Annotated in this window: 25 protein-coding genes; 11 read left to right on the top strand and 14 right to left on the bottom strand. The window is 46.2% G+C overall.

Annotation, left to right across the window (positions count from 1 at the left end; all coding sequences use genetic code 11):
• Positions 1–5: 5 nt before the first annotated feature.
• Positions 6–1,673 carry a PTS transporter subunit IIBC gene (locus KNQ11_RS13740; protein ID WP_023469728.1) on the bottom strand — a complete coding sequence of 556 codons (1,668 nt, stop codon included), beginning with the start codon at positions 1,671–1,673 and terminating at the stop codon, positions 6–8.
• A 257-nt stretch (positions 1,674–1,930) separates the two neighbouring features.
• Here KNQ11_RS13740 and KNQ11_RS13735 point away from each other — a divergent pair, with 257 nt between their 5' ends.
• Complete coding sequence (locus KNQ11_RS13735; RefSeq protein WP_023469727.1) at positions 1,931–2,212, top strand: helix-turn-helix domain-containing protein; 282 nt, start codon at positions 1,931–1,933, stop codon at positions 2,210–2,212.
• Between the two features lie 435 nt (positions 2,213–2,647).
• Here the strand turns inward: KNQ11_RS13735 and queF are convergent, their stop codons facing one another.
• The 9 genes from queF to KNQ11_RS13690 form a co-directional block, all read right to left on the bottom strand.
• On the bottom strand, positions 2,648–3,136 hold the full coding sequence (gene queF, locus KNQ11_RS13730; protein WP_023469726.1) for a preQ(1) synthase: 489 nt from the start codon (positions 3,134–3,136) through the stop codon (positions 2,648–2,650).
• Positions 3,137–3,149: 13 nt separating this feature from the next.
• Complete coding sequence (gene queE / locus KNQ11_RS13725) at positions 3,150–3,866, bottom strand: 7-carboxy-7-deazaguanine synthase QueE (protein WP_023469725.1); 717 nt, start codon at positions 3,864–3,866, stop codon at positions 3,150–3,152.
• Positions 3,863–4,318, bottom strand: coding sequence for a 6-carboxytetrahydropterin synthase QueD (gene queD, locus KNQ11_RS13720; RefSeq protein ID WP_023469724.1), 456 nt, complete (start codon positions 4,316–4,318; stop codon positions 3,863–3,865). The genes queE and queD overlap by 4 nt, the downstream gene beginning before the upstream one ends.
• The gene (queC, locus tag KNQ11_RS13715) at positions 4,315–4,971 is read right to left on the bottom strand and encodes a 7-cyano-7-deazaguanine synthase QueC (protein ID WP_023469723.1); all 657 of its coding nucleotides are present in this window, start codon (positions 4,969–4,971) and stop codon (positions 4,315–4,317) included. Before queC ends, queD begins: the two co-directional genes overlap by 4 nt.
• Positions 4,972–5,142: 171 nt before the next feature.
• Positions 5,143–5,793: a bacillithiol biosynthesis deacetylase BshB2 gene (bshB2, locus tag KNQ11_RS13710; protein ID WP_149428016.1), complete on the bottom strand. Its 651-nt coding sequence runs from the start codon at positions 5,791–5,793 to the stop codon at positions 5,143–5,145.
• On the bottom strand, positions 5,790–6,158 hold the full coding sequence (locus KNQ11_RS13705; RefSeq protein ID WP_029342921.1) for a YojF family protein: 369 nt from the start codon (positions 6,156–6,158) through the stop codon (positions 5,790–5,792). The genes bshB2 and KNQ11_RS13705 overlap by 4 nt, the downstream gene beginning before the upstream one ends.
• Positions 6,159–6,219: 61 nt before the next feature.
• Positions 6,220–7,035, bottom strand: coding sequence for a pyridoxine/pyridoxal/pyridoxamine kinase (gene pdxK, locus KNQ11_RS13700; RefSeq protein ID WP_023469720.1), 816 nt, complete (start codon positions 7,033–7,035; stop codon positions 6,220–6,222).
• A gap of 131 nt (positions 7,036–7,166) precedes the next feature.
• Complete coding sequence (locus KNQ11_RS13695; RefSeq protein ID WP_023469719.1) at positions 7,167–8,171, bottom strand: inorganic phosphate transporter; 1,005 nt, start codon at positions 8,169–8,171, stop codon at positions 7,167–7,169.
• Between the two features lie 16 nt (positions 8,172–8,187).
• Positions 8,188–8,805 carry a DUF47 domain-containing protein gene (locus KNQ11_RS13690; RefSeq protein ID WP_023469718.1) on the bottom strand — a complete coding sequence of 206 codons (618 nt, stop codon included), beginning with the start codon at positions 8,803–8,805 and terminating at the stop codon, positions 8,188–8,190.
• Positions 8,806–9,146: 341 nt separating this feature from the next.
• Between KNQ11_RS13690 and cbpA the strand changes: the two genes are divergently transcribed.
• The 5 genes from cbpA to KNQ11_RS13665 all read left to right on the top strand — a co-directional run bounded on the left by cbpA (position 9,147) and on the right by KNQ11_RS13665 (position 15,467).
• Positions 9,147–9,785: a cyclic di-AMP binding protein CbpA gene (gene cbpA, locus KNQ11_RS13685; RefSeq protein ID WP_149428015.1), complete on the top strand. Its 639-nt coding sequence runs from the start codon at positions 9,147–9,149 to the stop codon at positions 9,783–9,785.
• A 60-nt stretch (positions 9,786–9,845) separates the two neighbouring features.
• Entirely contained in the window at positions 9,846–10,616 is a 771-nt protein-coding gene (locus tag KNQ11_RS13680) for a pyrroline-5-carboxylate reductase family protein (protein WP_214772262.1), read from the top strand.
• Between the two features lie 208 nt (positions 10,617–10,824).
• Complete coding sequence (locus KNQ11_RS13675) at positions 10,825–11,382, top strand: TetR/AcrR family transcriptional regulator (RefSeq protein WP_087681646.1); 558 nt, start codon at positions 10,825–10,827, stop codon at positions 11,380–11,382.
• A 14-nt stretch (positions 11,383–11,396) separates the two neighbouring features.
• A complete protein-coding gene (locus KNQ11_RS13670) occupies positions 11,397–14,594 on the top strand; it encodes an efflux RND transporter permease subunit (RefSeq protein WP_214772260.1) in 3,198 nt (1,065 codons plus the stop codon).
• Positions 14,595–14,813: 219 nt separating this feature from the next.
• Positions 14,814–15,467 (top strand): C40 family peptidase, encoded by a 654-nt coding sequence (locus KNQ11_RS13665; protein ID WP_050678422.1) that lies wholly within the window; start codon positions 14,814–14,816, stop codon positions 15,465–15,467.
• 54 nt (positions 15,468–15,521) lie between these two features.
• On the opposite strand, the gene KNQ11_RS13660 is transcribed toward KNQ11_RS13665, so the two are convergent.
• On the bottom strand, positions 15,522–16,475 hold the full coding sequence (locus KNQ11_RS13660) for a LacI family DNA-binding transcriptional regulator (RefSeq protein WP_149428013.1): 954 nt from the start codon (positions 16,473–16,475) through the stop codon (positions 15,522–15,524).
• A 17-nt stretch (positions 16,476–16,492) separates the two neighbouring features.
• On the bottom strand, positions 16,493–16,753 hold the full coding sequence (locus KNQ11_RS13655; protein ID WP_023469711.1) for a hypothetical protein: 261 nt from the start codon (positions 16,751–16,753) through the stop codon (positions 16,493–16,495).
• Positions 16,754–16,924: 171 nt separating this feature from the next.
• Between KNQ11_RS13655 and KNQ11_RS13650 the strand changes: the two genes are divergently transcribed.
• Positions 16,925–17,383 carry a MarR family winged helix-turn-helix transcriptional regulator gene (locus tag KNQ11_RS13650; RefSeq protein WP_029342913.1) on the top strand — a complete coding sequence of 153 codons (459 nt, stop codon included), beginning with the start codon at positions 16,925–16,927 and terminating at the stop codon, positions 17,381–17,383.
• A gap of 145 nt (positions 17,384–17,528) precedes the next feature.
• Positions 17,529–18,161, top strand: coding sequence for an NAD(P)H-dependent oxidoreductase (locus KNQ11_RS13645; RefSeq protein WP_023469709.1), 633 nt, complete (start codon positions 17,529–17,531; stop codon positions 18,159–18,161).
• Between the two features lie 50 nt (positions 18,162–18,211).
• On the opposite strand, the gene KNQ11_RS13640 is transcribed toward KNQ11_RS13645, so the two are convergent.
• Positions 18,212–18,937 (bottom strand): WecB/TagA/CpsF family glycosyltransferase, encoded by a 726-nt coding sequence (locus tag KNQ11_RS13640; RefSeq protein ID WP_149428012.1) that lies wholly within the window; start codon positions 18,935–18,937, stop codon positions 18,212–18,214.
• Positions 18,938–19,017: 80 nt separating this feature from the next.
• Between KNQ11_RS13640 and KNQ11_RS13635 the strand changes: the two genes are divergently transcribed.
• Positions 19,018–19,677 carry a uracil-DNA glycosylase gene (locus KNQ11_RS13635; RefSeq protein ID WP_208796370.1) on the top strand — a complete coding sequence of 220 codons (660 nt, stop codon included), beginning with the start codon at positions 19,018–19,020 and terminating at the stop codon, positions 19,675–19,677.
• Between the two features lie 378 nt (positions 19,678–20,055).
• Here KNQ11_RS13635 and KNQ11_RS13630 read toward each other — a convergent pair whose 3' ends face one another.
• Positions 20,056–20,886, bottom strand: coding sequence for a Cof-type HAD-IIB family hydrolase (locus tag KNQ11_RS13630; RefSeq protein WP_149428011.1), 831 nt, complete (start codon positions 20,884–20,886; stop codon positions 20,056–20,058).
• Positions 20,887–21,025: 139 nt separating this feature from the next.
• Here KNQ11_RS13630 and KNQ11_RS13625 point away from each other — a divergent pair, with 139 nt between their 5' ends.
• Entirely contained in the window at positions 21,026–22,270 is a 1,245-nt protein-coding gene (locus KNQ11_RS13625; protein WP_244290073.1) for a hypothetical protein, read from the top strand.
• Positions 22,271–22,290: 20 nt separating this feature from the next.
• Positions 22,291–22,983 carry a response regulator transcription factor gene (locus tag KNQ11_RS13620; protein ID WP_023469704.1) on the top strand — a complete coding sequence of 231 codons (693 nt, stop codon included), beginning with the start codon at positions 22,291–22,293 and terminating at the stop codon, positions 22,981–22,983.
• The last annotated feature ends 17 nt before the right edge of the window (positions 22,984–23,000 follow it).

Genomic DNA, 23,000 nt, shown 5'->3' with positions numbered 1-23,000 from the left:
CAGGTTTATGCGCCGATCCGGTCTTGGATATCTGATTTTAAGATATCGGCTTTTGGACCGTAGATGGCTTGCACGCCATTGTTCTTAAGGATCAGACCAAGTGCACCGTTTGCTTTCCAGTCTGCTTCTTTTGCAACAAGCGCTGGATCTTTGACAGTGACACGAAGACGCGTCATGCAGGCATCGACGTCCTCGATGTTTTGCTGTCCACCAAGCAAATCGATGATTTGTGAAGCTTGCGAACCGTCGGCAGGAGCTGATGTCGCAGCAGCCTCACCTGAAGCTTCAGTTGTAGATACGTTGATATCGTCAAGATAGTTCCCGTTACGACCTGGTGTCGCATAGTTGAACTTCTTGATGACGAAACGGAACGTGAAGAAGTTCAAGAAGAAGAAGAACACACAGACACCGATGAAACGAATTAAATCACCAATTAATCCAGCTTTTGCAATCAATGGAATCCGCGTCAAGAGTTCGATCGCACCGAATGCGTGAATCCGAAGATGCATGACATCTGCTAGTGCGAAAGCAACACCCGTGAGCACAGCATAGATGACGTAAAGAACAGGAGCGATGAACATGAACATGAATTCGATTGGCTCCGTGACACCTGTCAAGAAAACTGCAAGTCCAGCAGATAAGAAGACAGGTTTGTATGCTTTCTTCTTATCTTCATCAACTGACATGTACATTGCGACAGCGATACCGATCAATGAAGCAAGTGATGTGACGACTTGTCCTTCTTTAAAACGAGCAGGAACGACACTGTTGATTAAGTCATTGTATCCTTGTGTGTTACCGGCTTGTTTTAAGTTAACAAGGTCAGTGATCCAAGCTAACCAAAGCGGATCTTGACCAGCAACTGTCGATCCTTGAGCGGCGCCTGTCAGGATTTTGTACGTTCCACCGAGTTCCGTGTAGTTCATCGGGACAGTCAACATGTGATGAAGACCGAACGGAAGTAATAGACGCTCGAGTGTACCGTATACGAACGGTGCAATGATCGGTGCAGAATCACGTGAAGAGGCAATCCAGCGACCGAAGTCATTCAATAAGCCTTGAACGAACGGCCAAACGAGTGATAAGGCGAATGCTGCAACGACTGATCCACCAATGACGACGAATGGTACAAAACGTTTTCCGTTGAAGAATGCAAGCGCATCTGGCAATTTACTGAAGTTATAAAATTTATTAAAGAGAACGGCACCAAGGAAACCAGAGATGATTCCGACGAATACTCCCATGTTGAGAGCAGGTGCCCCTAAAACTGAAGTGAAATAATCTTTTACGATGAGCTCAGAACCAAGCAATGAATCGACCGTTGCTTTTGGGTCCGCGATCATGTCAGCGTTGACACCGAAGATAGCTCCTGTGACACGGTTGATCAAAATGAAGGCGAGTAACGCTGCGAACGCACCACCAGCACGTTCTTTTGCCCATGACCCACCAATCGCGACGGCGAATAAGACATGAAGGTTCGTAATGATAGCCCAACCTAAATCTTCAACGATTCGAGCAATCGTTTGCATTAACGCGATATCGCCTCCATACATGCCGATCAGTTTCCCGACCGAGATCATGATTCCTGCAGCAGGCATAACCGCGATGACGACCATCAAGGCTTTACCGAGTTTTTGCCAAAAATCGAACGAAATAGCATTTTTCAAGATCATTCACTCCTTTTGTATCTCTTTTTCTCTAATATGTGTGTAAGAACAGTGCAATAATGTAAGCGATTAATGCAACCGTTTGCATATAGAATTGTAAGCGATAACTTTTTAAAAAGCTAGTGTTTTACAAGAAAAATATTTGAAATTTTATTTTGATTAGAAATTGATAGTTCGGAAAGGTATTCAGATTTTAAAAAAGTGGGAATAAGACTACAGTGAACGTTGTTTAGTTTTAAAAGAAGAAAGGATGTTTGAAGCGGATGAAAGAAGGGATTCAACCGATCGGACAGTACGGACAGCGGATTCGTACATTACGAGAACGTCATCAGTTAGATCAAAATACATTAGCAGAGTTAACTGAGACGACACCTGAGATGATCCAGCGTATTGAAAGTAGCATTGCCCATCCCTCATTTTCAATGATTGAGCGACTGGCCCGTGTCTTACATGTCCCTTCGGATCACTTAATTCGGCATATCTGGCCACCTGAGGTCATCCGTCAGCATGATAGCCCGTCCTTGATCGACCTTCCATCTAGTTGATGGGCATCAAAAAGGAGGAATAAAGGGATTTCTTCTTGTAGATTGTAGACAAATGGGCTGACTCAAAAAATGACGCGTCTTTTCACGCCCTTTCCTCAGGCGAGACACAAGCCAGTTTTCCCACTCTATTCGAGCAGAAAAACGGGTCTTGTTTGTCTCTGACAGCGCAAAATCGCGCTTTTTCCTGTAGGAGTGGCGTGTAACGCGTCATTTTTTTATATCGAAAGAACAATCAGAGAAGCGCTTTGTTCACTCGGCATCGATTCCTTGGGAAAAACAAGCAAGAGCGACCCTGCAGCGAAGTGAAGCGGCGCGATGCTTGTCCTAGGAAAACGATTCGAGACGAACAAAAAAGCGCAATCCTTCTCGTTAGAGAAAAATTGCACTTTGTCTTCAGTCTCAAAGGGATTTCCCCTTGTCCCTCTTTTAGTCGTCTTAACGATTATCGATTGTTTCAGGATAGAGATCGTGATTGAATAAACGGTGCTCTGCCATTTGTTCGTATTTTGTACCAGGCTTCCCATAATTGTAGTACGGATCAATTGAAATTCCACCGCGTGGCGTGAATTTGCCCCATACTTCAAGATAGCGAGGTTCCATCAATTTCACGAGATCCTTTCCGATAACGTTGATGCAGTTCTCATGAAAATCACCGTGGTTACGGAAGCTGAACAAGTACAACTTCAGTGATTTTGATTCGACGAGTTTTTCGTCCGGGATGTACGAGATGTAAATCGTCGCGAAGTCCGGTTGATTCGTGATCGGGCAAAGACTCGTAAATTCTGGTGCATTGAATTTCACGAAGTAATCATTTTCCGGGTGACGGTTCGGGAATGCTTCGAGTACTTCGGGTTGGTATTCAAAAATGTATGGAACGGCTTTTTGGCCGAGTAACGATAAGTCGTTTAAATCTTCAGGGCGCATAAATCATTTCTCCTTAGACGCCACGATCGTTCGCGAAAACGAGGGCGTGTAGTTGTGGTAGGACGCGCGCATGATTGAAGCGCTCATCACGGGCGACGCGTTCCCAAAGTGTTTTTAAATCGTGTAGCATGCGTGGAGCGATCGTTCCTTCTTCGTGCGGATCAGGATTACCGAGCGATAGATAAAGCGTCTTTAGCGCATATCGTTCTGAAATCATCGCCGCGAAGTCGAGGTCTTCCTCATTAAAGATGACGATTTTAACGGCACGCTGTTGTTCCGGTAAACGTTTAAAAAAGACATCCAAGCGATCGAAATCAATCTTCATCCCACTTGAAGGTGGTTTAGGGCTAAGTGTGACGTCATCGATATCAAGCAACCAATTTTGCCAGTAGGAGCCTTGTGTCTCGACGGACATCGTGATGTTTCGTTCTTTTAGTGCCGCAACCAGTGTGCCGATCGAAGCATGAAGTAACGGGTTCCCACCAGAAATCGTGACATGTCCGTAAGAGCCGAGTGCATCAAGACGTTCTATAATCGTCTCTGCCGTCAAGAGTTCAGGTTTTTCAGAACCATCCCATGTGAAGGCGGAGTCACACCACGAACAGGAGTAGTCGCAACCGCCGGTCCGGACAAACATCGTCTTTTGACCAATCGATCGTCCTTCTCCTTGAAATGTTGGTCCGAAAATCTCGAGAACCGGAATTTTTGGTGTTTTCGTTAAGGCACTCATGCTTCGTTCATCCACTCACGACGGACTTCAGCAAAAGCAGTCGGTGTCTCATAGAGCTTGACGAATTCGACACGAAGTCCACGCTCATCCGGAAGGTGTTGTCCGAGCGTCTCGAAAATCCAAGCCGCCATGTTTTCAGCTGTCGTATTCATGTATGGTAACGATTCATTCAGGTAGCGGTGATCCAATAGTGGTTCGAGATGTGTTTTGAAGATTTTTTTGAGATCACCAAAATCGAGTGTCATACCGCGGTGATCCAGAAAACCACTGATCCCCATATCGACATGGTACGTATGACCGTGAAGGGCACGGCATTTTCCATCATAATCATATAGGTGGTGTGCTGCGTCGAACGTTAATTTTTTTACGATCATAACGCGGGATTTCGTATAGATAAGCGAGTCGCCAGTCGGGCGCTCGACCGTTTCAGGTGCTTCGTAATTGAATGTCATGTGTGTTGAACCTCCTTGATGTATGCATCTAAGCCATTTTTCCGTAATTCACAGGCCGGGCATTCGCCACAACCATCTCCAATGACGCCGTTGTAACACGTCAACGTGCGATTTCGAACGAAATCAAACGCACCGAGCGAATCGGCAAGCGCCCACGTCTCTTTTTTGTCGAGCCACATGAGTGGCGTGTGAAGTACGAATGGATAGTCCATCGCAAGGTTCAATGTCACGTTGAGTGACTTGATGAAGGCATCACGGCAGTCAGGGTAACCGGAAAAGTCCGTTTCACATACGCCAGTGACGATATGACGGATTCCGCGTCCTTTCGCAAGGACGGCTGCGAACGAAAGAAACAGGTGATTTCGTCCATCTACGAAAGTAGAAGGAAGACCATCTTCATTCGTCGTGATGGTTTGGCTGTGGTCAGTCAAGGCGTTACTCGTCAGTTGACTGAGAAGAGAGAGATCAAGCTCATGGTGTTTGACACCGAGCTCAGAGGCGATGTCGCGTGCGACTTCGAGTTCTTGTGCATGACGTTGTCCGTAATTAAACGTCACGACTTCGACTTCTTCGTATTGTTTCAATGCCTGAAACAAACAAGTCGTTGAGTCTTGGCCGCCACTAAAGACGACAAGAGCACGTTCGTTTTTCATAATGTACACTTCCATTCCTAGTTTTTGTAACGGAGGAGGTTACGAACTCCGGAGACATAGTCTCAACTATTCACACTAGCAGAAGCCATTGAAAAAGTCGACGTTTTCTGATGAAGACAAAAAAAGAGATGCGTATCGTCAATCGGACGGTACGCATCTCTTGTAAGAAGATTAAAGCGGATAGTGATAGTAGCGTTCTTTGACGAGTAGATCTCGAATGTTCGAATCTTCCGAGATGACTTTCATCAGACCACCTGTTTGTGAAGCATGCGCTTCTAGTGCCTTGATCTTTTGATCCGTATAGGCACTGACATCATGAATGAACGTTCCTTCCCCGAGCTCTTCTTTCGTATTGTTCGCGAAAGCGACCGCAAGGAACTCTGGACGATCAGTAGGATCCATCATCCGAAGGGCACGAACGACGGCACGAGCTGTCGCTTCATGATCGGGATGGACCGCGTAACCCGGGTAGAACGAAATCAAACGAGTTGGTCGTGTCTGTTGAATCAAGGCAAGAATACGGTCAGCAAGTGCTGCTTCATCCTCGAATTCAACGGTCTTATCACGAAGTCCCCACATTTGGAGATCCGAAATCTTCATTTTTGCAGCAGCATCAATCAACTCGCGTTTACGAATCGTTGCGAGCTGTTCCCGGTTCGTAAAGACAGGACGTCCCATGTTACGTCCCATCTCACCAAGTGTCAGACAAGCGTAAGTGACAGGACCACGGTTTTCAGCGTGTTCGATGATCGTACCGGCAGAACTGAAAGCTTCGTCATCCGGGTGAGGGAAGACGACGAGTAAATGATCTTCGTGTGTCATGCGTCTACCTCCTCTGCACCTTGAGCGAATGGTGTCGGGCTAAGTTCAAAAGCAATCGCAAGACGTCCTTCGATATCGTGACCGGCAATCAACAATTGATCCCCAGCAAATTCGAAGTCAGTCAATCCTTCACCGTATAACCAGCCGTGCGCAAGTTTCAAACCGATCCGGTAAGGTCCGTTTCCTGTGATCAGACCACGTTCGTAAGTGATTTCCGCATTACGGAAAAACATCCCTGCGCTATGGAAAGTTGGATCTTGGTGCGTCGCGTAGGCACCGTTCGTCGTCTCGACGTGTACATATAACGGTGTATTCGCATGTTCGTCGATATAACGCTGTATTTCTTGTAAATCAATGGCTTGCATAAACTTTTCTCCTCTCCTATACAGAAAGAAGTCCGCGGATATCGCGGACTTCTTAAGCGGATCAAGACTGGACTGTACGATGTGCAGCGTGGTCAGTTGGTCCGACGTATTCATTCAAACGGAATGAATGACGAATCGCGGAAGTGATGAAAGATTTTGCTGTACGGACAGCAGCTTCTACCGATGCACCTTTTGCGAGTTCGGCCGTGATTGCTGCAGAGTACGTGCAGCCAGCACCGTGCGTGTACGGTGTCTCGATTCGTTCGTCCTCAATCAGGATAAACTCTTTTCCGTCATAAAGCACGTCAACTGCTTGTGGATGGTCAATCTTGCTGCCACCTTTGACAAGAACGTATTGCGCACCTTTTTCATGAATCCGCGCTGCTGCAAGTTTCATCTCGTCGATCGTTGCTGGTGTTTTACCAAGACCCGACAGTTGTCCGGCTTCGAAGACGTTCGGTGTGACGACCGTCGCAAGTGGTGTCAAGACATCACGAAGTGCGTTTGCCGTATCAGGGTTCAGTACTTCGTCTTCGCCTTTACAGACCATGACAGGATCGATCACGACGTTTTGAACGCCGGATGATTTGATTTTCTCAGCTACGGCTTCAATGATCTCGACAGTCGGGAGCATACCCGTCTTCATCGCATCAACACCAATACCTCCAAGGACCGTGTGGATTTGTGTCCGGACGAGTTCTGTGTCGATTGGGTAAACCGCATGGTGCCAAGAGTGATCAGGGTCTTGGGCGACGATGACCGTCAAAGCATTCATTCCATAGACACCAAGTTCTTGGAATGTTTTCAAATCAGCTTGAATACCAGCTCCACCGCTCGTGTCGGAACCAGCAATCGTTAAGGCTTTACGTTTTGTCATGGGGCATTCCTCCTAAAGAAATAGACAATCCTTCTTGTTCTTCATCATAGCGAATTATGGGAAAAACAACAACTATCGACGCTTCTGACGTACACAAAACCCCACCTCTTTTGAGTAGGCGGGGCAAGTACTTATTTAATGAATAAGAAGTCAAGAATATAGTAGATCAAGGCAGCGAAAGCCATTGAAATCGGCAATGTGATGACCCATGTAATGAGCATGCGTTGTGCTGTTCCCCACTTTACACCTTTCTTACGGTGTGATGTACCTACACCCAAGATGGCAGAAGAGATGACGTGTGTCGTCGAAACCGGAAGATGAATCGCTGTCGCTCCAAAGATGATTGCTGCTGATGTTAAGTCAGCTGCAACCCCGTTGACCGGACGGATTTTCATGATTTGACCACCAACGGTCTTGATGATCCGCCATCCACCGACAGATGTTCCGAGACCCATTGCGATCGCACATGAGAGTTTAACCCAAGTCGCAACTTCGTGATCCGTTTGATAACCAGATGAGATCAAAGCAAGCGTGATGATCCCCATCGCTTTTTGTGCGTCGTTCGTACCGTGTGTATACGACTGCAAAGCAGCGGTTGCAATTTGAACATGACGGAAGCGACGATTCGTCTTCGCCAAGTTTCCTTTTTTGAAGATGACTTTAAAGATTGCATAAACGATGAAACCGAGTGTGAATGCGAGTACTGGTGAAATGAGCAAGGCTTGAACGATTTTCAAGAAGCCTTTTGCTTCGATTCCTCCGAATCCAACAGAGGCAACAGCAGCACCAGCAATCGAACCGATCAGTGTATGCGAAGAACTTGACGGAATACCGAAGTACCAAGTCAAAAGGTTCCAGGCAATGGCTGAAATCAAGGCAGCGATGACGACGTAGCTACCATGTTCAAGTGTTGACGGGTCAACGATGTCACCAGAGATCGTTTTTGCGACTCCAGTGAACGTGATTGCACCTAGGAAGTTCATCGATGCAGCCAAGATGATGGCATGACGTGGTTTCAAAGCACGAGTCGACACCGAAGTCGCGATCGAGTTCGCTGTATCGTGGAAACCGTTGATGAAGTCGAAGCTAAGTGCGAGAATCACGATTATGGCGGTGATGATAAACAGGCTATCCATCTCGTTAGCTCCTCACTTAAGCGTTTTTCATGATGATCGTTTCAATGACGTTAGCTGCATCTTGGCAGTAGTCCGCGATTGATTCGAGCGATTCATAGATTTCTTTATATTGGATGATTTTAATTGGATCTGTTTCTGTTGCGAACAATGCTTTGATCGATTTACGGCGTAGGTTGTCACAAATCGTCTCTTGTTCTTTGATTTTGATGACGTGTTCACGCATCGGTTGCAATTTACGTGCAACAAGAAGATCCATTGACATCGCGAGTTCTGTGACAGCGATGTTGATTTCATCGACGAACTTGATCATGTGCTCGTCTGCTTGAACGATATTGTAGATTTCGAAGATCGCTGAACATTCTTCAAAGCCGTCTAAGACGTCATCAAGTGCGTTAGCAAGTGCGAGTAAGTCTTCACGGTCGATCGGCGTGATGAACGCATTGTTCAAGTCGATGATCAACTGGTGCATCAAATCGTCCCCAGCTGTTTCGAAGTCTTTTACTTTATGTGCAAATTCTTTTACATCCGCGATGCCGTTGATTTTAAAGTCAACGAAGAATTGCGAAGTCGTTTTTAAGTGTCCTGCGATTTCGGATAATTTCACTGCGAATGGATCTTGTTTTTTACTAAACATTTCTTCTGCCTCCATATTAAGAACAAGAATAGAATAGTGAAGTAACTTCACGAGTTCGATTGTAGCAGACGGTATTGTAAAAGAATACATTTATGAAGCGTCTTTACGAAATCTTAATAAATCTTAATATGAAGGTGATTGTAGATTTAATAAATTGTCTGACAATGGTAAAAGCGAAGTGTACTTGATTGAAATGAGTTGGATTATGTTGTAATTGCAAGAGATTGTCTTGTGATTGTAAGAATAAAAGCGCATCAGAAGTGGGAAAAGAGGATATGGCGCATGAAAATCGAATGATATGATTAAGTCTGCGTAATCAGGTAAAAGAGGAGGATTTTATTATGCTCGTACAAAGTTTATGTATTCCGAAGCATCAATGTGTCACGATTTCCGAGACAGCGACGATTCGTGAAGCACTCGACACACTTGAAAAAACCGGATACCGCTGTGTCCCGGTCCTTGACCAATCAGGACAGGACTTCAAGGGCAACATCTATAAGATGCACATCTATCGGCATGGGATGAATGGTGGCAGCTTAGACGACAACGTCATGTCGCTGATTAAGAATACATCCAAATACATCTATACAGGAAGTAATTTCTTTGAAGTCTTCTTCTCGATCAAGGAATTACCGTATATCGCGGTCTTAAATGACGATGGTCATTTCTTCGGTATTCTACCTCACGGAAAAATGCTTGAAATGCTTGAAGAAGCGTGGAACCGTGATTCTGGAAGTTACGTCCTGACTGTAGCCCTTAGTGAACAAAAAGGGGCACTTGAGAAGATCTCGAAGATCGTCAACAAATATTCAACGGTCGCGAGTCTGATGACACTCGATGCGAAGAGTAGCGTCATGCGTCGTGTATTGATTACATTACCGACGGATTGTGACGAGAAGACGAAGAAAAAAATCGTCAAGAAACTTGACGATAAGGGACTTCGAGTCGTTGCTGTCGAAGATTTAGCCGTTCGTGTATAATGGACCCGCACAAGACCAGTTCATGACTGGTCTTTTTTTGAGGGAAAGGAAGGATAGATGATGAAACTATTAATAGTAGGAGCTGGTGCGATGAGTGAGGCACTCGTTCAAGGATGGGTCGCTTCTGGATTTGCACGAGAAGATATCACGATGACAAATCGGAGTGGTGGGGCACGCTTGACAGAAGTCGCAGCACGACACGGTGTTCAGACGGTCGAGCAGGAAGATGTCTCCTTATACGATATCGTCATGCTGGGCATGCAACCCGATGGTGTACTCAACTATGTAGCGAATCAACAATGGACGAATCAGACGATCGTTTCGATTGCTGCACATATTACACCATATGAAATCGAACAGTTGGCAAAACGTCCGACAGTTGCTGCCATGCCAAATACCCCAGTCTCACACCGTTTAGGAATGACTGGACTATGGTTCGGCTCACGCGTGAATGAAGAGATCCGAAGTGTAGTCGAGGCATTATTTGGACGTGTCGGAGAAATTGCGGAAGCAAATGAATCGACGATGCCTGCATTCATGGCGGCAGCTGGATGTAGTCCTGCTTTCTTCTATGAAATCGTAGCTGGCATGGTGCCGGTTTTGACGGATGCTGGTTTTGAAGAAGAAAATGCACGCCGAATCGTTGCTCAAGCGATGAAAGGTTCGGCTGAAATTCTCATGCGCTCCGACGCAAGTACGGATCGTCTGATTGCTGATGTTGCGGCACCTGGTGGACCAACGGATCGTGGCGTCCAAGTGCTACGGGAGCATCACTTATTCGATACGATGCAAGCGGCACTACGAGAGAGTGCACGCGAAGCAGACGAATAATGGATTCAAAAGAGGCTGACTCAAAAAGAATGACGCGTCTTTTCATGTCCTTATCGTAGAGACTGACATTTGAGTCAGTCTTTTTTTTCGTTCACGAAAGTTTCACGTGAAACATAAACAAAGCGATTGCATCTTGAAATAAGAATTCGTACACTGTAAAAAGAAACCGTCCAGACGGTACAGTAAATATGAGGGAAGGGGGAGACTATTGGCCAGTGCAAAAGCGCAAGAGACACGGCGTCGGATTCTTGAAGCAACGACGACGATCATTTTGCAACAAGGATTCACCCAATTGACGCTTGAAGAAGTAGCGAAACAAGCGAATGTCTCAAAAGGTGGACTATTGTATCATTTCGCTTCGAAAGAAGCTTTATTAATGGGGGTCATCGAGGCGCAAGAAGCACGACAATTTGAACTATATGAACAGCATCAGTTGACGATGGGACCGATGGAAGCGTTCGTGACGTTGCAAATCCAGCAACAAGAGGAGTTCCATCTCGACATGGATGCGCTTCTTTACTTGTTGTCCTTGTTAAAGGATCATGCGACGTTCGTCGAGGAACGAAAGCGACAAGCGGAGCAGTTCTTTCGCCAACTGACAGAACAGATGGATCCGGTTGAAGTATTGTCGATTCGCTTTACATTAGACGGTTTGAAATTGTCGGAGCATTTTCAGTTCGGCGCACCGTCTCCAGATGTGCGACAACGATTAATTCAGCAATTAATAGAACGTGCACGACGACTAGATAAACAAATTGAAGAGTGAGGGAGAACCATACGATGAAAAAGATCATCCAGTTTTCGGTGAACAATAAGTTTGCCCTCTGGCTCATGACGATCATCATCACGGTTGCCGGTATTTATGCGGGAACATCGATGAAGCTCGAGACATTGCCAGACATCACGACACCGACCGTGTCGGTGACGACGATTTATCCAGGCGCTACACCAGAACAAGTTCTAGATGAAGTCAGTCGAGAACTTGAAAGTAAGGTCGAAAATTTATCAGGAGTCGATACTGTACGTTCGACGTCATTCCAAAATGCATCGAACCTACAAATCGACTATAACTTCAGTACGGATATGGAAGAAGCCGAGCAAAAAGTAAAAGAAGCTCTTTCAAACGTCGAATTACCGGAAGGTGTTCAGGAACCACAAGTATCACGGATTTCCTTTGATGCATTCCCGGTCATCGGTTTTGCCGTTTCGGATAAGGAACGTTCCCTATCTGAATTAACGAAACTCGTTGAAAACGAACTTCAACCGAAGCTTGAAGGAATCGAAGGGGCGCAGACGGTTCAAGTCGCGGGTCAAGAGATTCGCCGGATCGAAATTCGCTTCGATGAGAAAAAACTCGAACGTTACGGTTTAACCGAAGAGAATGCGAAACAATTGATCCAAGCTAATGATTCACGTTTAGCGCTTGGCTTGTACGAGTTAGGAGATAAAGAACAAGCGGTCGTATTAGATGGAAAAGCAACGACGGTCAAGGAATTAAAAGATCTTCGTCTTCCCTATACACCACCAGCATCGGATACTCCTGAAGCAGGACAAGCAGGACAAGCAGGACAAGCAGGACAAGCAGGACAAGCAGGACAAGCTCCATCGTCAGCCCCTGCGGCATCTCAAACGACACCATCGACAGGTGCGGCGTCAGGTCAGGCAACACAGACGGCGCCAACGCAAGTACCAACTGTCACGTTGTCGCAAGTCGCGACGATTGAAGATAAAGGAATCGAGGAATCGATCTCGCGTTCGAATGGTGAACGATCGATCGGTGTTCAAGTGACGAAGTCGCAAGATGCGAATACGGTCGATGTCGTCAATGCAGTGAAGCAGACGATCAAAGACTTTGAAAAAGAAAACGGTTCGGTCAAGGCATCTGTGACACTTGATCAAGGAAAACCAATTGAGGAATCCGTTTCGACGATGATCAGTAAAGCATTGATTGGTGCGTTATTTGCAATCGTCATCATCTTGCTGTTCTTGCGGAACATTAAATCAACGATCATCGCTGTTATTTCGATTCCGTTATCGCTTCTAATGGCAATTCTTGTGCTGAAGCAGATGGATATTTCCTTGAATATCATGACACTCGGAGCCATGACGGTCGCAATTGGTCGAGTCGTTGATGATTCCATCGTCGTCATCGAAAATATTTATCGCCGTTTAACGGATCCGACGGAAAAATTAAAAGGAAAAGAACTGATCATCAGTGCAACACGAGAGGTCTTCATTCCAATCGCTTCGTCGACAGTCGTTACGATCGCGGTCTTCTTGCCACTCGGATTCGTTACGGGATTCGTTGGTGAGCTCTTCTTACCATTCGCTTTGACAGTCGTCTTTGCACTGTTCGCGTCCTTGATCGTTGCGGTTACGGTCGTTCCGATGTTCGCCGATTCGCTCTTTAAGCGTGGTAAAGCACCAAAACCGGAAAAAGAAGAGGGCGGAAAGTTGGCGAACGGATATCGCCGTATGCTGAATTGGTCTCTCAACCATAAACTCATCGTCTTTGGTCTATCAGTCTTGCTGTTGATTGGTAGTTTTGCTCTCGTACCAACGATTGGTGTCAACTTCTTGAATCAAGAAGGAGAAAAGACACTCTACGTCACGTACAATCCAAAACCAGGTCAAACGTTGGATGATTCGTTAAAAGCAGCTGATCAAGCAGAAGATTATTTCAACAAACAAAAAAATATCGATAATCTTCAGTTTACCGTCGGTGGAGAAAATCCATTGAATCCAGGGAATACGAAACAAGGGGTCTTCATCGTCCAATACGATCCAGACACGGAAGATTTCGCAGATGTTAAACAGACAGCCATCAAACAGCTGAATGCTGACATTCCGACAGGAGAATGGAAAGAGCAAGACTTTAGTGGTGGCGCAGCTTCGTCAGGCGTCTCGTACTCGATCTTTGCGAATAATATTGAAGATTTAGAAGCAGTAACACCGAAATTCGTTGATGCGATCGAAGGTGAATCGAAGTATGTTCGAAAAGTAACGACAGATTTAAAAGAAGCGTATACGCAATATACGTTCGAAGTCGATCAGCAAAAAGCGGCTGAATTCGGCGTTTCAACAGCACAACTTGCGCAAGGCATTGCTAATGTCCAAGGAGAAGAAAAACCACTTTCTACTATTAAGATAGATGGGAAGGAACTCGATGTCATCGTTCCAAACGAACAAACGACATACGATTCCGTTCAAGATTTGGAAGAGACGGATGTCGTGACACCGCTTGGCGTTCGCAAATTGTCCGATTTCGTTGAAGTGAAGAAAGGAACGACTCCTGATTCGCTCAACGAACGTGATGGAAAACTCGTCGCTACCGTTACAGCAGAACTAAAAACGGATAAAGCAACAGAGGCTTCTCAAGCGATTGAAAAGTCCGTTAAAAACATTGATCGTCCGACAGGCGTCTCGTATGAGCAAGGTGGAGTCACAGAGCAGATCCAAGAGTCGTTCACACAACTTGGTCTAGCAATGGCAGCAGCTGTAGCGATCGTATATCTTGTCCTCGTCATTACGTTTGGAGGAGCATTGACACCACTCGTCATCTTGTTCTCACTTCCATTCGCAATCATCGGTGGACTGGTTGCCCTGTTGATTACAGGAGAGACGATTTCTGTATCATCCTTGATTGGTGCTTTGATGTTGATCGGAATCGTCGTGACGAATGCGATCGTCTTGATCGACCGTGTCATTCATAAAGAAGCGGAAGGGTTACCGACGCGTGAAGCACTACTCGATGCAGCAGGTACACGTTTACGTCCAATCTTGATGACGGCGCTTGCGACGATTGGCGCACTTGCACCACTTGCGCTTGGACTCGAAGGTGGCGCATTGATTTCAAAAGGGTTAGGTGTGACGGTCATCGGTGGACTCACAAGTTCGACGTTGTTGACACTCCTCATCGTGCCGATCGTCTATGAATTCTTAGCACGTTTCCGTAAAAAGAAGTCAATTGATTCTTAAAAAAACGATTAAATGACTCAAACTGACAGGTATGTAGAAATGGCTATCCTAAGCCGTTCTACATCCTGTTTTTTTATTTTATTACAAAAATATTACGAAAGATAGTCCGCGTTAAAGAACTGTAATATGATGAAAATCTGGAACGTGATAGGATAAAAACAGAAATTATCTGACAATTCAGACGTACAATACATTCATACATAAGAGGAGAATGAATCGATGAAAGCTGTCACTCGTGTTTTGTTAACCTTAACGTTACTAATCAGTAGTTGGACACTCGTCCCAGCATCAACGCAAGCTGCAACAAGTAAAAAAGTAGTGGTGTCAGTGGATGTGCTGAATATTCGTGCAAAAGCTGCTGTATCCAGTAAACGAGTCGGGCAATTGAAACTTGGACAAGCTGTAACCGTCGTAGGTCAGGTCAAAGAATGGTATCAAATCCGTCATCAAGGAAAATCAGCATACATCGCATCTACATACACGAAAGCATATAACGCTAAAGCGACGAAAGGTCTTAGTAAAACAGGATCAACGATCGTCTCGGTAGCAGAAGGTCTCAAAGGACGTCCTTATGTTTTTGGTGCGACGGGTCCAGTTAGCTTTGATTGCTCTGGATTTACACGTTACGTCTATCAAGCACTAGGAAAATCACTCCCACGTACGGCAGCGGCTCAATACTCAGCAACAAAACGTACGGCACCTGGCGCTGGGGATCTCGTCTTCTTTACACATGGAAGTGGAATTCAACACGTTGGAATCGCTGTCGATGGCGGTACGATGATCAATGCGAACTCGTATTATGGAAGAGTCGTCAAAGAATCGTTCCGTGGCGGCTACTGGGGATCACGTTATGTAGCGGCAGGAACTCTGTAAACGAAATGAAGCGACGAATTCAAATCGATGAACTCGTCGCTTTTTTATGTGGATTCAGGTATGAGGAAGAACGGTCGTTCCAGCAATGAACGCCGAAGGTACTTCGATTTGTGGACGAGCACCGAGATCTTCGCGAACGGTTAATTGAAAAGCATGTCGCCCGATCGTAGCATAAGGGATCGCAATCGTCGTCATCGCTAAGACTTCAGCAAGTTCACTTCCATCAAAACCAATGACAGACAGGTCTCCAGGAACCTGATAGCCTTGTTTTCGGAGTTCCAAGATCAGACCTGCTGCCACGTGATCACTTGCGGTCAAGATAGCGGTCGGTCGTTGTTTTTGTTGCATCCAGCGTCTTGCGACGGTCGCACCGTCTTCAATCGTCAAGGTCTGTTCATAGACGAATTCGTCACGTACGACCTCTTGATACGCATGTTTACGCGCCAAGCTATTCGTACTGTCCGGTCGTCCGAGACAGATGCCGATGCTCGTATGTCCTTGTTGTCGCAGATGTGAAAGTCCTTGTTGGAAGGCCGTATAGTGATCGATATAGACGGCAGCGACATCTTCATGATGTTCACAAAAGACGATCGGTCCATAACGTTCATACGATAAAATCGCTGATAAGGGAAGACTGTGCGACACGACGATGAGTGCGTCGATTTCCTGTTGCGCCAGCGCATCCAGTGCCAGTTGTTCATGCGTTTCCACATAATTCGTTTGCCACGTCAAGAACCGATAGCTCGCGTCAAAGGCGGCTTGCGCGATGCCTTGAAGAATGGCAGCGTGATATGGATGATCAACGAACGGAAGCATGACTCCGACCGTTTTTGTCATACCCGTCGATAGATGGACGGCAGTCTGATTACGGATATATCCGAGTTTTTCGATAGCTTCTCGAACAGCTTGTCGCTTCTCGTTCGCAACGTAAGGATGATCATTTAGTACACGGGAGACTGTCGTAACGGACACGTTGGCTTCACGTGCCAAGTCTCGGATGTTCGTCATCGCGCATCCCTCCTGGATTACATCTTACGAGATAATCGTCGTTCAAGTCGGCGCCAATCCTGTCGAGAGACGGGAGCCGAAAATGGAGCTGTCTGCTCAGCCAATTCATTGATCTTTGAAAGCAGTCGTATTTTTTCTTGAGGAGACAAATCAGGGTATTGATCGACCAACGTGTGCTGACACAAATAATAGCCTGCTGGTGTATGCAATTGTTCGATGGCCCACTCAAAAGCAACATTTCGTTTAAACAGTTGTGTTAACCGTGTATGAATCGACATGATGATTACCTCCTTTTTAGTGTATATCAAGACGATAGGCTATGAAACGCGTTTCACGGCAAGAACTATTTTTACGCAGTGGATCGATTGGAAAAATTCAGCAAGAATTGACCAGTTAGACAAAGAAGTCTATGATTGTGACGATACAACACAAAGAGGGGCGAACGTAAAATGGAATCGACAGACTCGAAGCTGGCATTAAAAATGCTCGTTGTTCTATCTCGGACGATGCATGCGGTGACGGAGCAAGTGAAGGCAGACATCAAAACACATCAGTTGAATTTATCGGAATTCGGAGTTCTGGAATTGCTGTACCACAAAGGGGACACGCCTCTACAACAAATTGGCGATAAGATTCTATTAACGAGCGGAAGTGTGACGTATGTCGTGGATAAACTTGAAAAGCGTGGGTTGATTGCACGAAAATCATGTGCGACGGATCGTCGTGTCACGTTTGGGACATTAACGGAAGCTGGACGCGAACTAATGGAAGAGACATTCCCGAAACATGAAGCCTTTTTAGCAGACTTATTTAAGGATTTGTCGGTTTCTGAAAAGGAACAGTTGATTGATCAGTTGAAACGAATCGGTTTACGAGCCGAACATTATACGCCGCTCGAAAATGTGTAAGAATTAGCACTCATAAGATCAAGAAAGCTCAGGTCACGGACTTGAGCTTTTTTTATTCGTTTGGAAGTCAAACTGATTGACAAACGAAAAGGTGGTTGGTATGTTTAGTTACAGAATTTACTTTAAATAAAAGGGAGAAATAATAATGACTAAATTACTTTATGTAACTGTTAACCCAAAAGCTACAGAACACTCTTTCAGCCTTCAAGTCGGTGAAGCATTCCTCGAAAGCTACAAAGCAGCGAATCCTTCAGCTGAGGTAGAAGTTCTTGATCTATATAACGAAACAGTCCAAGAAATCGATACAGATGTTCTTAGCGCATGGGGCAAATTCGCAACAGGCGAAGAGTTAACAGAAGTGGAGATCGCAAAAGTCGGTACGATGACAAAACATCTCGAGCAATACATGGAAGCAGATGAGTATGTCTTCGTCACACCAATGTGGAACTTCTCTTTCCCAGCACGTCTCAAAATGTACATCGACAGCGTTCTTCTTGCAGGTAAAACATTCGCTTATACTGCAGAAGGTCCAAAAGGCTTGATGGAAGGCAAAAAAGCACTCCACATCCAAGCAACAGGTGGCGTCTACACAGGATCTGGTCTCAACTTCGGTGATGACTACCTCCGTCAAGCGCTTGCTTTCACTGGTGTAACAGATTATGATGCACTCTTCATCGAAGGTATGGCAATGAACCCAGAAAAAGCAGAAGAGATCAAAGAAGCAGCAATCGCTAAAGCAAAAGAACTCGGTCGTTCATTCTCGACTGTCAACGCATAAGATAAGCGTAAAAAAGGCTCCCGCCGTGTCGGGAGCCTTTTTGTGTGCGCTTAAGAGAGCGTTGATTTTTTACGAAGCACAAGCGTCAGGAAAAGTAACAAGTCCTTGAGTTTCTCGAATCCACGAGGATGCGTCGAGATACGATAGAGCCACTCTAGCTTGAAGCGGCGGAATAATTTGGGCGCGCGCTTACTGTGTCCGGACCAGACGTCGAACGCACCACCAACACCGATGAAGATGCCGTGATCGACTTGATCATAGATGGAAGCAATCCATTCTTCCTGTTTTGGTGCACCGAGTGCGACGAGAACAAGATCAGCGTCTGCTTCTGTAATGGCTTGCGTTGCTTCTTCTGTCTTTCCAAAACCATGAAACGTTCCAACGAAGTGGATGTTCGGAAAACGAATCGATAACTGACGAATCAACGATTTCATGACTTCCGGACGTCCACCGAGTAAAAAGACGCGCTTCTCGAGTGCGTCTGCCGTCCGCAATAGTTCACGTGCGGTCTCGATTCCCGGCAATGTCGCAGTGAGCGGTGCTCCCATCCGTTTACTGGCAGCCGTCACACCGATCCCGTCTGGTGTAATGAACGTCGCCCGTCGTAAGATGGCATCGTAAGAAGGTTCGCGCAATGCACGCAACACGAGCTCGGGATTCGCCGTGACAAGAAAGGCTTTTCCGCGGTCGTGTAAGATTGTTTTAATATGGGTATACCATTGCGAAGGTGTCGCATCGACGAATGGTAGTCCGAATAATTGTTTTGTCTGAATCATAGTTTTCCACCTCATCATTCATCATAGCAGAATCAAGACGGACGAACAGCGACTTGAGACTGAAAAAGGAGCGGATTCACGTGCATCCATCTTGGCAAACCGTGTTAAAAGAAGAAAAGGAAAAACCCTATTTTCAAGAACTGTGGGCTTTTTTGAAGGAAGCCTATCAAACGACGACTGTCTATCCTCCGAAAGAGCGGATCTTTCATGCGTTTGATGCAGTAGCGCCAGAAGACGTCCGGTGCGTCATCTTAGGGCAAGACCCCTACCATGGTCCGCGTCAGGCGAATGGACTCAGCTTTTCCGTCCACGACGGAGTTCCGATTCCTCCGTCCCTTCGAAACATGTATAAGGAACTCGTCGCGGACATCGGTTGTCCGGCACCGACATCCGGCAATCTCGAAGCATGGTCCCAGCAAGGAGTATTCTTGCTCAATACGTCGCTAACGGTTGAGGAGGGGAAAGCGGGATCCCATGCTAAAAAAGGCTGGGCATCGTTCACGGATCGGGTCATCGAAGTATTAGGAACACAGACACAACCGATCGTGTTCATTCTCTGGGGAAATCATGCGAAAAGTAAAAAAGCGCTGATCGATACGGATCGTCATCTTGTTCTTGAAGCCGTCCATCCGAGTCCCTTATCCGCGAGTCGTGGATTTTTCGGTAGTAAACCGTATTCTCAAACGAATGCTTGGCTGAAAGAGCAGGGAAGAGAGCCGATTGACTGGTGTTTGTCGTAAATCAAAAAAGGCTGACTAAAAAGTCAGCCTGAGACTGAAGACAAAGCGCAGTTTTTCTCTTAACGAGAAGGATTGCGCCTTTTTGTTCGTCTCGAATCGTTTTCCAGGGACAAGCATCGCGCCGCTTCGCTTCGCTGCAGGGTCGCTCTTGCTTGTTTTTCCCCAGGAAGCGATGTCGAGTGAACAAAATGCTTCTCTGATCCTTCTTCCAGGTATAAAAAAAGACGCGTCACACGCAACTCCTACAGGAAAAAGCGCAATTTTGCGCTGTCAGAGACTAACAAGACCCGTTTTCCTGCTTGAATGAAGCAGGAAAATTGGCTTGTGTCTCGCCTGAGGAAAGGGCGTGAAAAGACGCGTCATTCTTTTTTGAGTTACTTAGCGGCTTGAGATAGCCGGCTCCTCATCCATCATGAACTTTTCGACGACGAGAGCAACACCATCTTCATCATTCGAAGCGGTCATATACTGTGCTTTTTCTTTGACGGTATCGGCTGCATTCGCCATCGCGACACCAAGACCTGCCCATTCGATCATCGATAGATCGTTGTTGCCGTCTCCACAAGCAATGACTTCTTCTTGAGCGATTCCTAGTTTTTCAGACAGTAAGGCAAGGCTTGTGCCTTTTGTGACACCATCTTCTGTGAATTCAAGGAAAAATGGCTTCGAGCGAGCCACCGCGAGTTCACCCGCAAGTTCCTGTTGAAGCGTCTGTTCGACGCGCGCGAGGTGCGTCTCTTCTGCCATCATTAAACACTTGACGACAGGTGTTTGAATCGCAGCTTTAAAATCAGTGACAGGAATGACCTCCATGCCTGTCAGTTGTCCTTCGAGCGTCGTATATTCATTCAGTTCCTCTGTCAGGATCTCATGGCCGACATACGTGTGGATGTAGACACCCTCCCGTTTACTCAAATCGTCGAGGCGGTGGACCGTCTCCGGGGAAAGCGTGCTGAGGAAGAGCGATTCGTTCGTTTTACAATCAATGATTGAAGCGCCATTGAAGCTTAGGATGTAACTTCCGTAGCGTGCGAGTTCCAGCTCTTTTGCGAGGTCGAGCATGGCAAATGTCGGACGACCGCTAGCGAGGACGACTTTCTTCCCACGACGCTGCGCAGCGAGTAAAGCTTCTTTCGTACGTGGTGAAATCGTATGGTCACTTGTCAACAAGGTATCATCTAAATCGAGAACAATCATTTTATACGTCATACATTCAAACCCCTTTCAATTATCTGTATATCGTAACAACTTGTCCCCCGTTCGACAATATACTCTCCTCGAAGAGAGTATGATAAAGTGGAAACAGAGCCCGTATGGAAAGGATTCCAACTTTATGAAATATCTCTTCATGATCATATCAAGTCTATTATTAGCGGGATGCAGTACGATGTTTCCGCATCCCGCCTCTCTACTCGAACATCCGTCCCTTCCGGCATGGGAGCAGTCGTTGAAAGAACGGATTGACCGCGATTTGCCGAAACAGGCAGAGATCGTGGCGCCACGAAATCAAGCGGTATCACGCCTATACGAACTCGTCGACTTAGATCGAAACGGTAAAGATGAGGCGATCACCTTCTACCGCAGCGAGCAGGACGGGCGCTTCACGATTCATCTGCTCGTCCATGAGCGACAAGGCGAAAAATGGCGACTCGTGGCGCGACAGACGGTAGCTGACGGTCGAGCCATCGATCGACTCGAAGTCATAACTGACGCACGACATAAACAAAACCACCTGGTCATCGGTATTACCAGTTATGGTGAAAATACGTTATACATCATTGAGCAGTTACTATCGAAGCAACGAGACGTCACGAAAGTCGATCGGTATGATCGTCTGTCGGTAGCTGATTTGAATCAAGATCGAGAGCGGGATATGGTGCTTTTGCAAAAGGGAAGTCCGTCTCGTTTGATCTATTATAAAGACATCCTGTCGAAAGAGCACCAAGAGACGACGCTTTCGACGCAGGATGGCGATTTATTCGCAGAACATGATTTATTTGAAGTCGATACGATCAATGCCGCTCGGAATAAAGGCTTGATCGTATCGTATACACGAGATGCAAAAATGCACATCGCATTATTCCGCTTAGCGAACGATACGTTGGAACAGGTCCGTTTCGGTCAGGTCGATGAGATCGTCGAACCGATGTATACTTTCCCAAAAGACGTCGATCAAGACGGAATCGTCGAGTTTGGTCATCAATACACGCCAGAAGGCAGTAAAGGGCGTGAGGGTGAATCAAAACCACGCATCACGGCATACTACACATGGAATGGATCAGATAATCCACCATTTCTCGAGAGTGGGTTCGAACTGCGAGAAGAGCAGTACATCGATCAAGAATACAATTTCGTCATGCGGTTCCCTGCCAACTGGGCGACGCGTGAAACGATCGAAAAACGCGAAAATCGTGTTCGGTTCATCAATCGAGAAACGAAGCAGATTGATTTCGAATTAGAGGTCATTCCGAAGAATCAATACATTGCGAGTGATCAAAAACGAAAAATCAAAGAAGGTATCGATTATGTCTATGTGATTGATGCGACGAAAGATTATGAAGTGTTCGTCAATCGTGTCACACTCGTGGAATAAAGAATCAGGGGGAGAAAAGAATGACCAAAATACTAGTAGCCGAAGATGAACATGCGATTCGCAGTTTCATCGTCATTAACTTGAAACGGGCAGGCTATGATGTCATCGAGGCGGAAAATGGGAAAGAAGCGCTTGCGCAATTTGATCAACAAACCTTCGATATTCTGTTACTCGATATCATGATGCCGGAAGTCGACGGTTTTGCCGTCTGTGAACAGGCGCGAGCAAAGGATGAAGTCGTCGGGATCATCATGCTGACGGCACGGACACGAGAAGAGGATAAAGTCATGGGACTAAGCGTAGGCGCGGACGATTACATCGCGAAGCCGTTCAGTCCAGCAGAGCTTCTTGCGCGCATCCAGTCACTGTTACGACGGGTAGAGACGTTACGCCGCAGAAAACAGCCACGTGAACTCGTCTCTGGACCGTTCCGGATTGATTTAGGGGCGAAGCGCGTCCAAAAAGAAGGTGTCGACGTCGAAGTGACACCAACTGAATACGATTTACTTTGCCACTTCATCAAAAACGAAGATCAAGTCATGTCGCGAGATGAATTACTCGATGCGGTATGGGGTGAGAATTACTTTGGTGATCGGAAGACGGTCGATGTCAACATTCGCCGTCTTCGTCAAAAAATCGAAGAGAATCCAGCGGAACCGAAGTTCATCGAGACATTGTGGGGACATGGATACAAGTGGCGTAACGAAGAATGAAGCGCCAGATATTGATG

It is taken from the genome of Exiguobacterium sp. s39 (genome assembly GCF_018618925.1).
Taxonomy (GTDB): domain Bacteria; phylum Bacillota; class Bacilli; order Exiguobacteriales; family Exiguobacteriaceae; genus Exiguobacterium_A; species Exiguobacterium_A abrahamii.
This window is presented reverse-complemented; position numbering and strand designations above follow the sequence as displayed.

Bases quoted from the DNA above. Each gene is read 5' to 3' on its own strand.
- KNQ11_RS13740 (WP_023469728.1), bottom strand. From the start codon at position 1,673: ATGATCTTGAAAAATGCTATTTCGTTCGATTTTTGGCAAAAACTCGGT.
- KNQ11_RS13735 (WP_023469727.1), top strand. From the start codon at position 1,931: ATGAAAGAAGGGATTCAACCGATCGGACAGTACGGACAGCGGATTCGT.
- queF (WP_023469726.1), bottom strand. From the start codon at position 3,136: ATGCGCCCTGAAGATTTAAACGACTTATCGTTACTCGGCCAAAAAGCC.
- queE (WP_023469725.1), bottom strand. From the start codon at position 3,866: ATGAGTGCCTTAACGAAAACACCAAAAATTCCGGTTCTCGAGATTTTC.
- queD (WP_023469724.1), bottom strand. From the start codon at position 4,318: ATGACATTCAATTACGAAGCACCTGAAACGGTCGAGCGCCCGACTGGC.
- queC (WP_023469723.1), bottom strand. From the start codon at position 4,971: ATGAAAAACGAACGTGCTCTTGTCGTCTTTAGTGGCGGCCAAGACTCA.
- bshB2 (WP_149428016.1), bottom strand. From the start codon at position 5,793: ATGACACACGAAGATCATTTACTCGTCGTCTTCCCTCACCCGGATGAC.
- KNQ11_RS13705 (WP_029342921.1), bottom strand. From the start codon at position 6,158: ATGCAAGCCATTGATTTACAAGAAATACAGCGTTATATCGACGAACAT.
- pdxK (WP_023469720.1), bottom strand. From the start codon at position 7,035: ATGACAAAACGTAAAGCCTTAACGATTGCTGGTTCCGACACGAGCGGT.
- KNQ11_RS13695 (WP_023469719.1), bottom strand. From the start codon at position 8,171: ATGGATAGCCTGTTTATCATCACCGCCATAATCGTGATTCTCGCACTT.
- KNQ11_RS13690 (WP_023469718.1), bottom strand. From the start codon at position 8,805: ATGTTTAGTAAAAAACAAGATCCATTCGCAGTGAAATTATCCGAAATC.
- cbpA (WP_149428015.1), top strand. From the start codon at position 9,147: ATGCTCGTACAAAGTTTATGTATTCCGAAGCATCAATGTGTCACGATT.
- KNQ11_RS13680 (WP_214772262.1), top strand. From the start codon at position 9,846: ATGAAACTATTAATAGTAGGAGCTGGTGCGATGAGTGAGGCACTCGTT.
- KNQ11_RS13670 (WP_214772260.1), top strand. From the start codon at position 11,397: ATGAAAAAGATCATCCAGTTTTCGGTGAACAATAAGTTTGCCCTCTGG.
- KNQ11_RS13665 (WP_050678422.1), top strand. From the start codon at position 14,814: ATGAAAGCTGTCACTCGTGTTTTGTTAACCTTAACGTTACTAATCAGT.
- KNQ11_RS13660 (WP_149428013.1), bottom strand. From the start codon at position 16,475: ATGACGAACATCCGAGACTTGGCACGTGAAGCCAACGTGTCCGTTACG.
- KNQ11_RS13655 (WP_023469711.1), bottom strand. From the start codon at position 16,753: ATGTCGATTCATACACGGTTAACACAACTGTTTAAACGAAATGTTGCT.
- KNQ11_RS13650 (WP_029342913.1), top strand. From the start codon at position 16,925: ATGGAATCGACAGACTCGAAGCTGGCATTAAAAATGCTCGTTGTTCTA.
- KNQ11_RS13645 (WP_023469709.1), top strand. From the start codon at position 17,529: ATGACTAAATTACTTTATGTAACTGTTAACCCAAAAGCTACAGAACAC.
- KNQ11_RS13640 (WP_149428012.1), bottom strand. From the start codon at position 18,937: ATGATTCAGACAAAACAATTATTCGGACTACCATTCGTCGATGCGACA.
- KNQ11_RS13630 (WP_149428011.1), bottom strand. From the start codon at position 20,886: ATGACGTATAAAATGATTGTTCTCGATTTAGATGATACCTTGTTGACA.
- KNQ11_RS13625 (WP_244290073.1), top strand. From the start codon at position 21,026: ATGATCATATCAAGTCTATTATTAGCGGGATGCAGTACGATGTTTCCG.
- KNQ11_RS13620 (WP_023469704.1), top strand. From the start codon at position 22,291: ATGACCAAAATACTAGTAGCCGAAGATGAACATGCGATTCGCAGTTTC.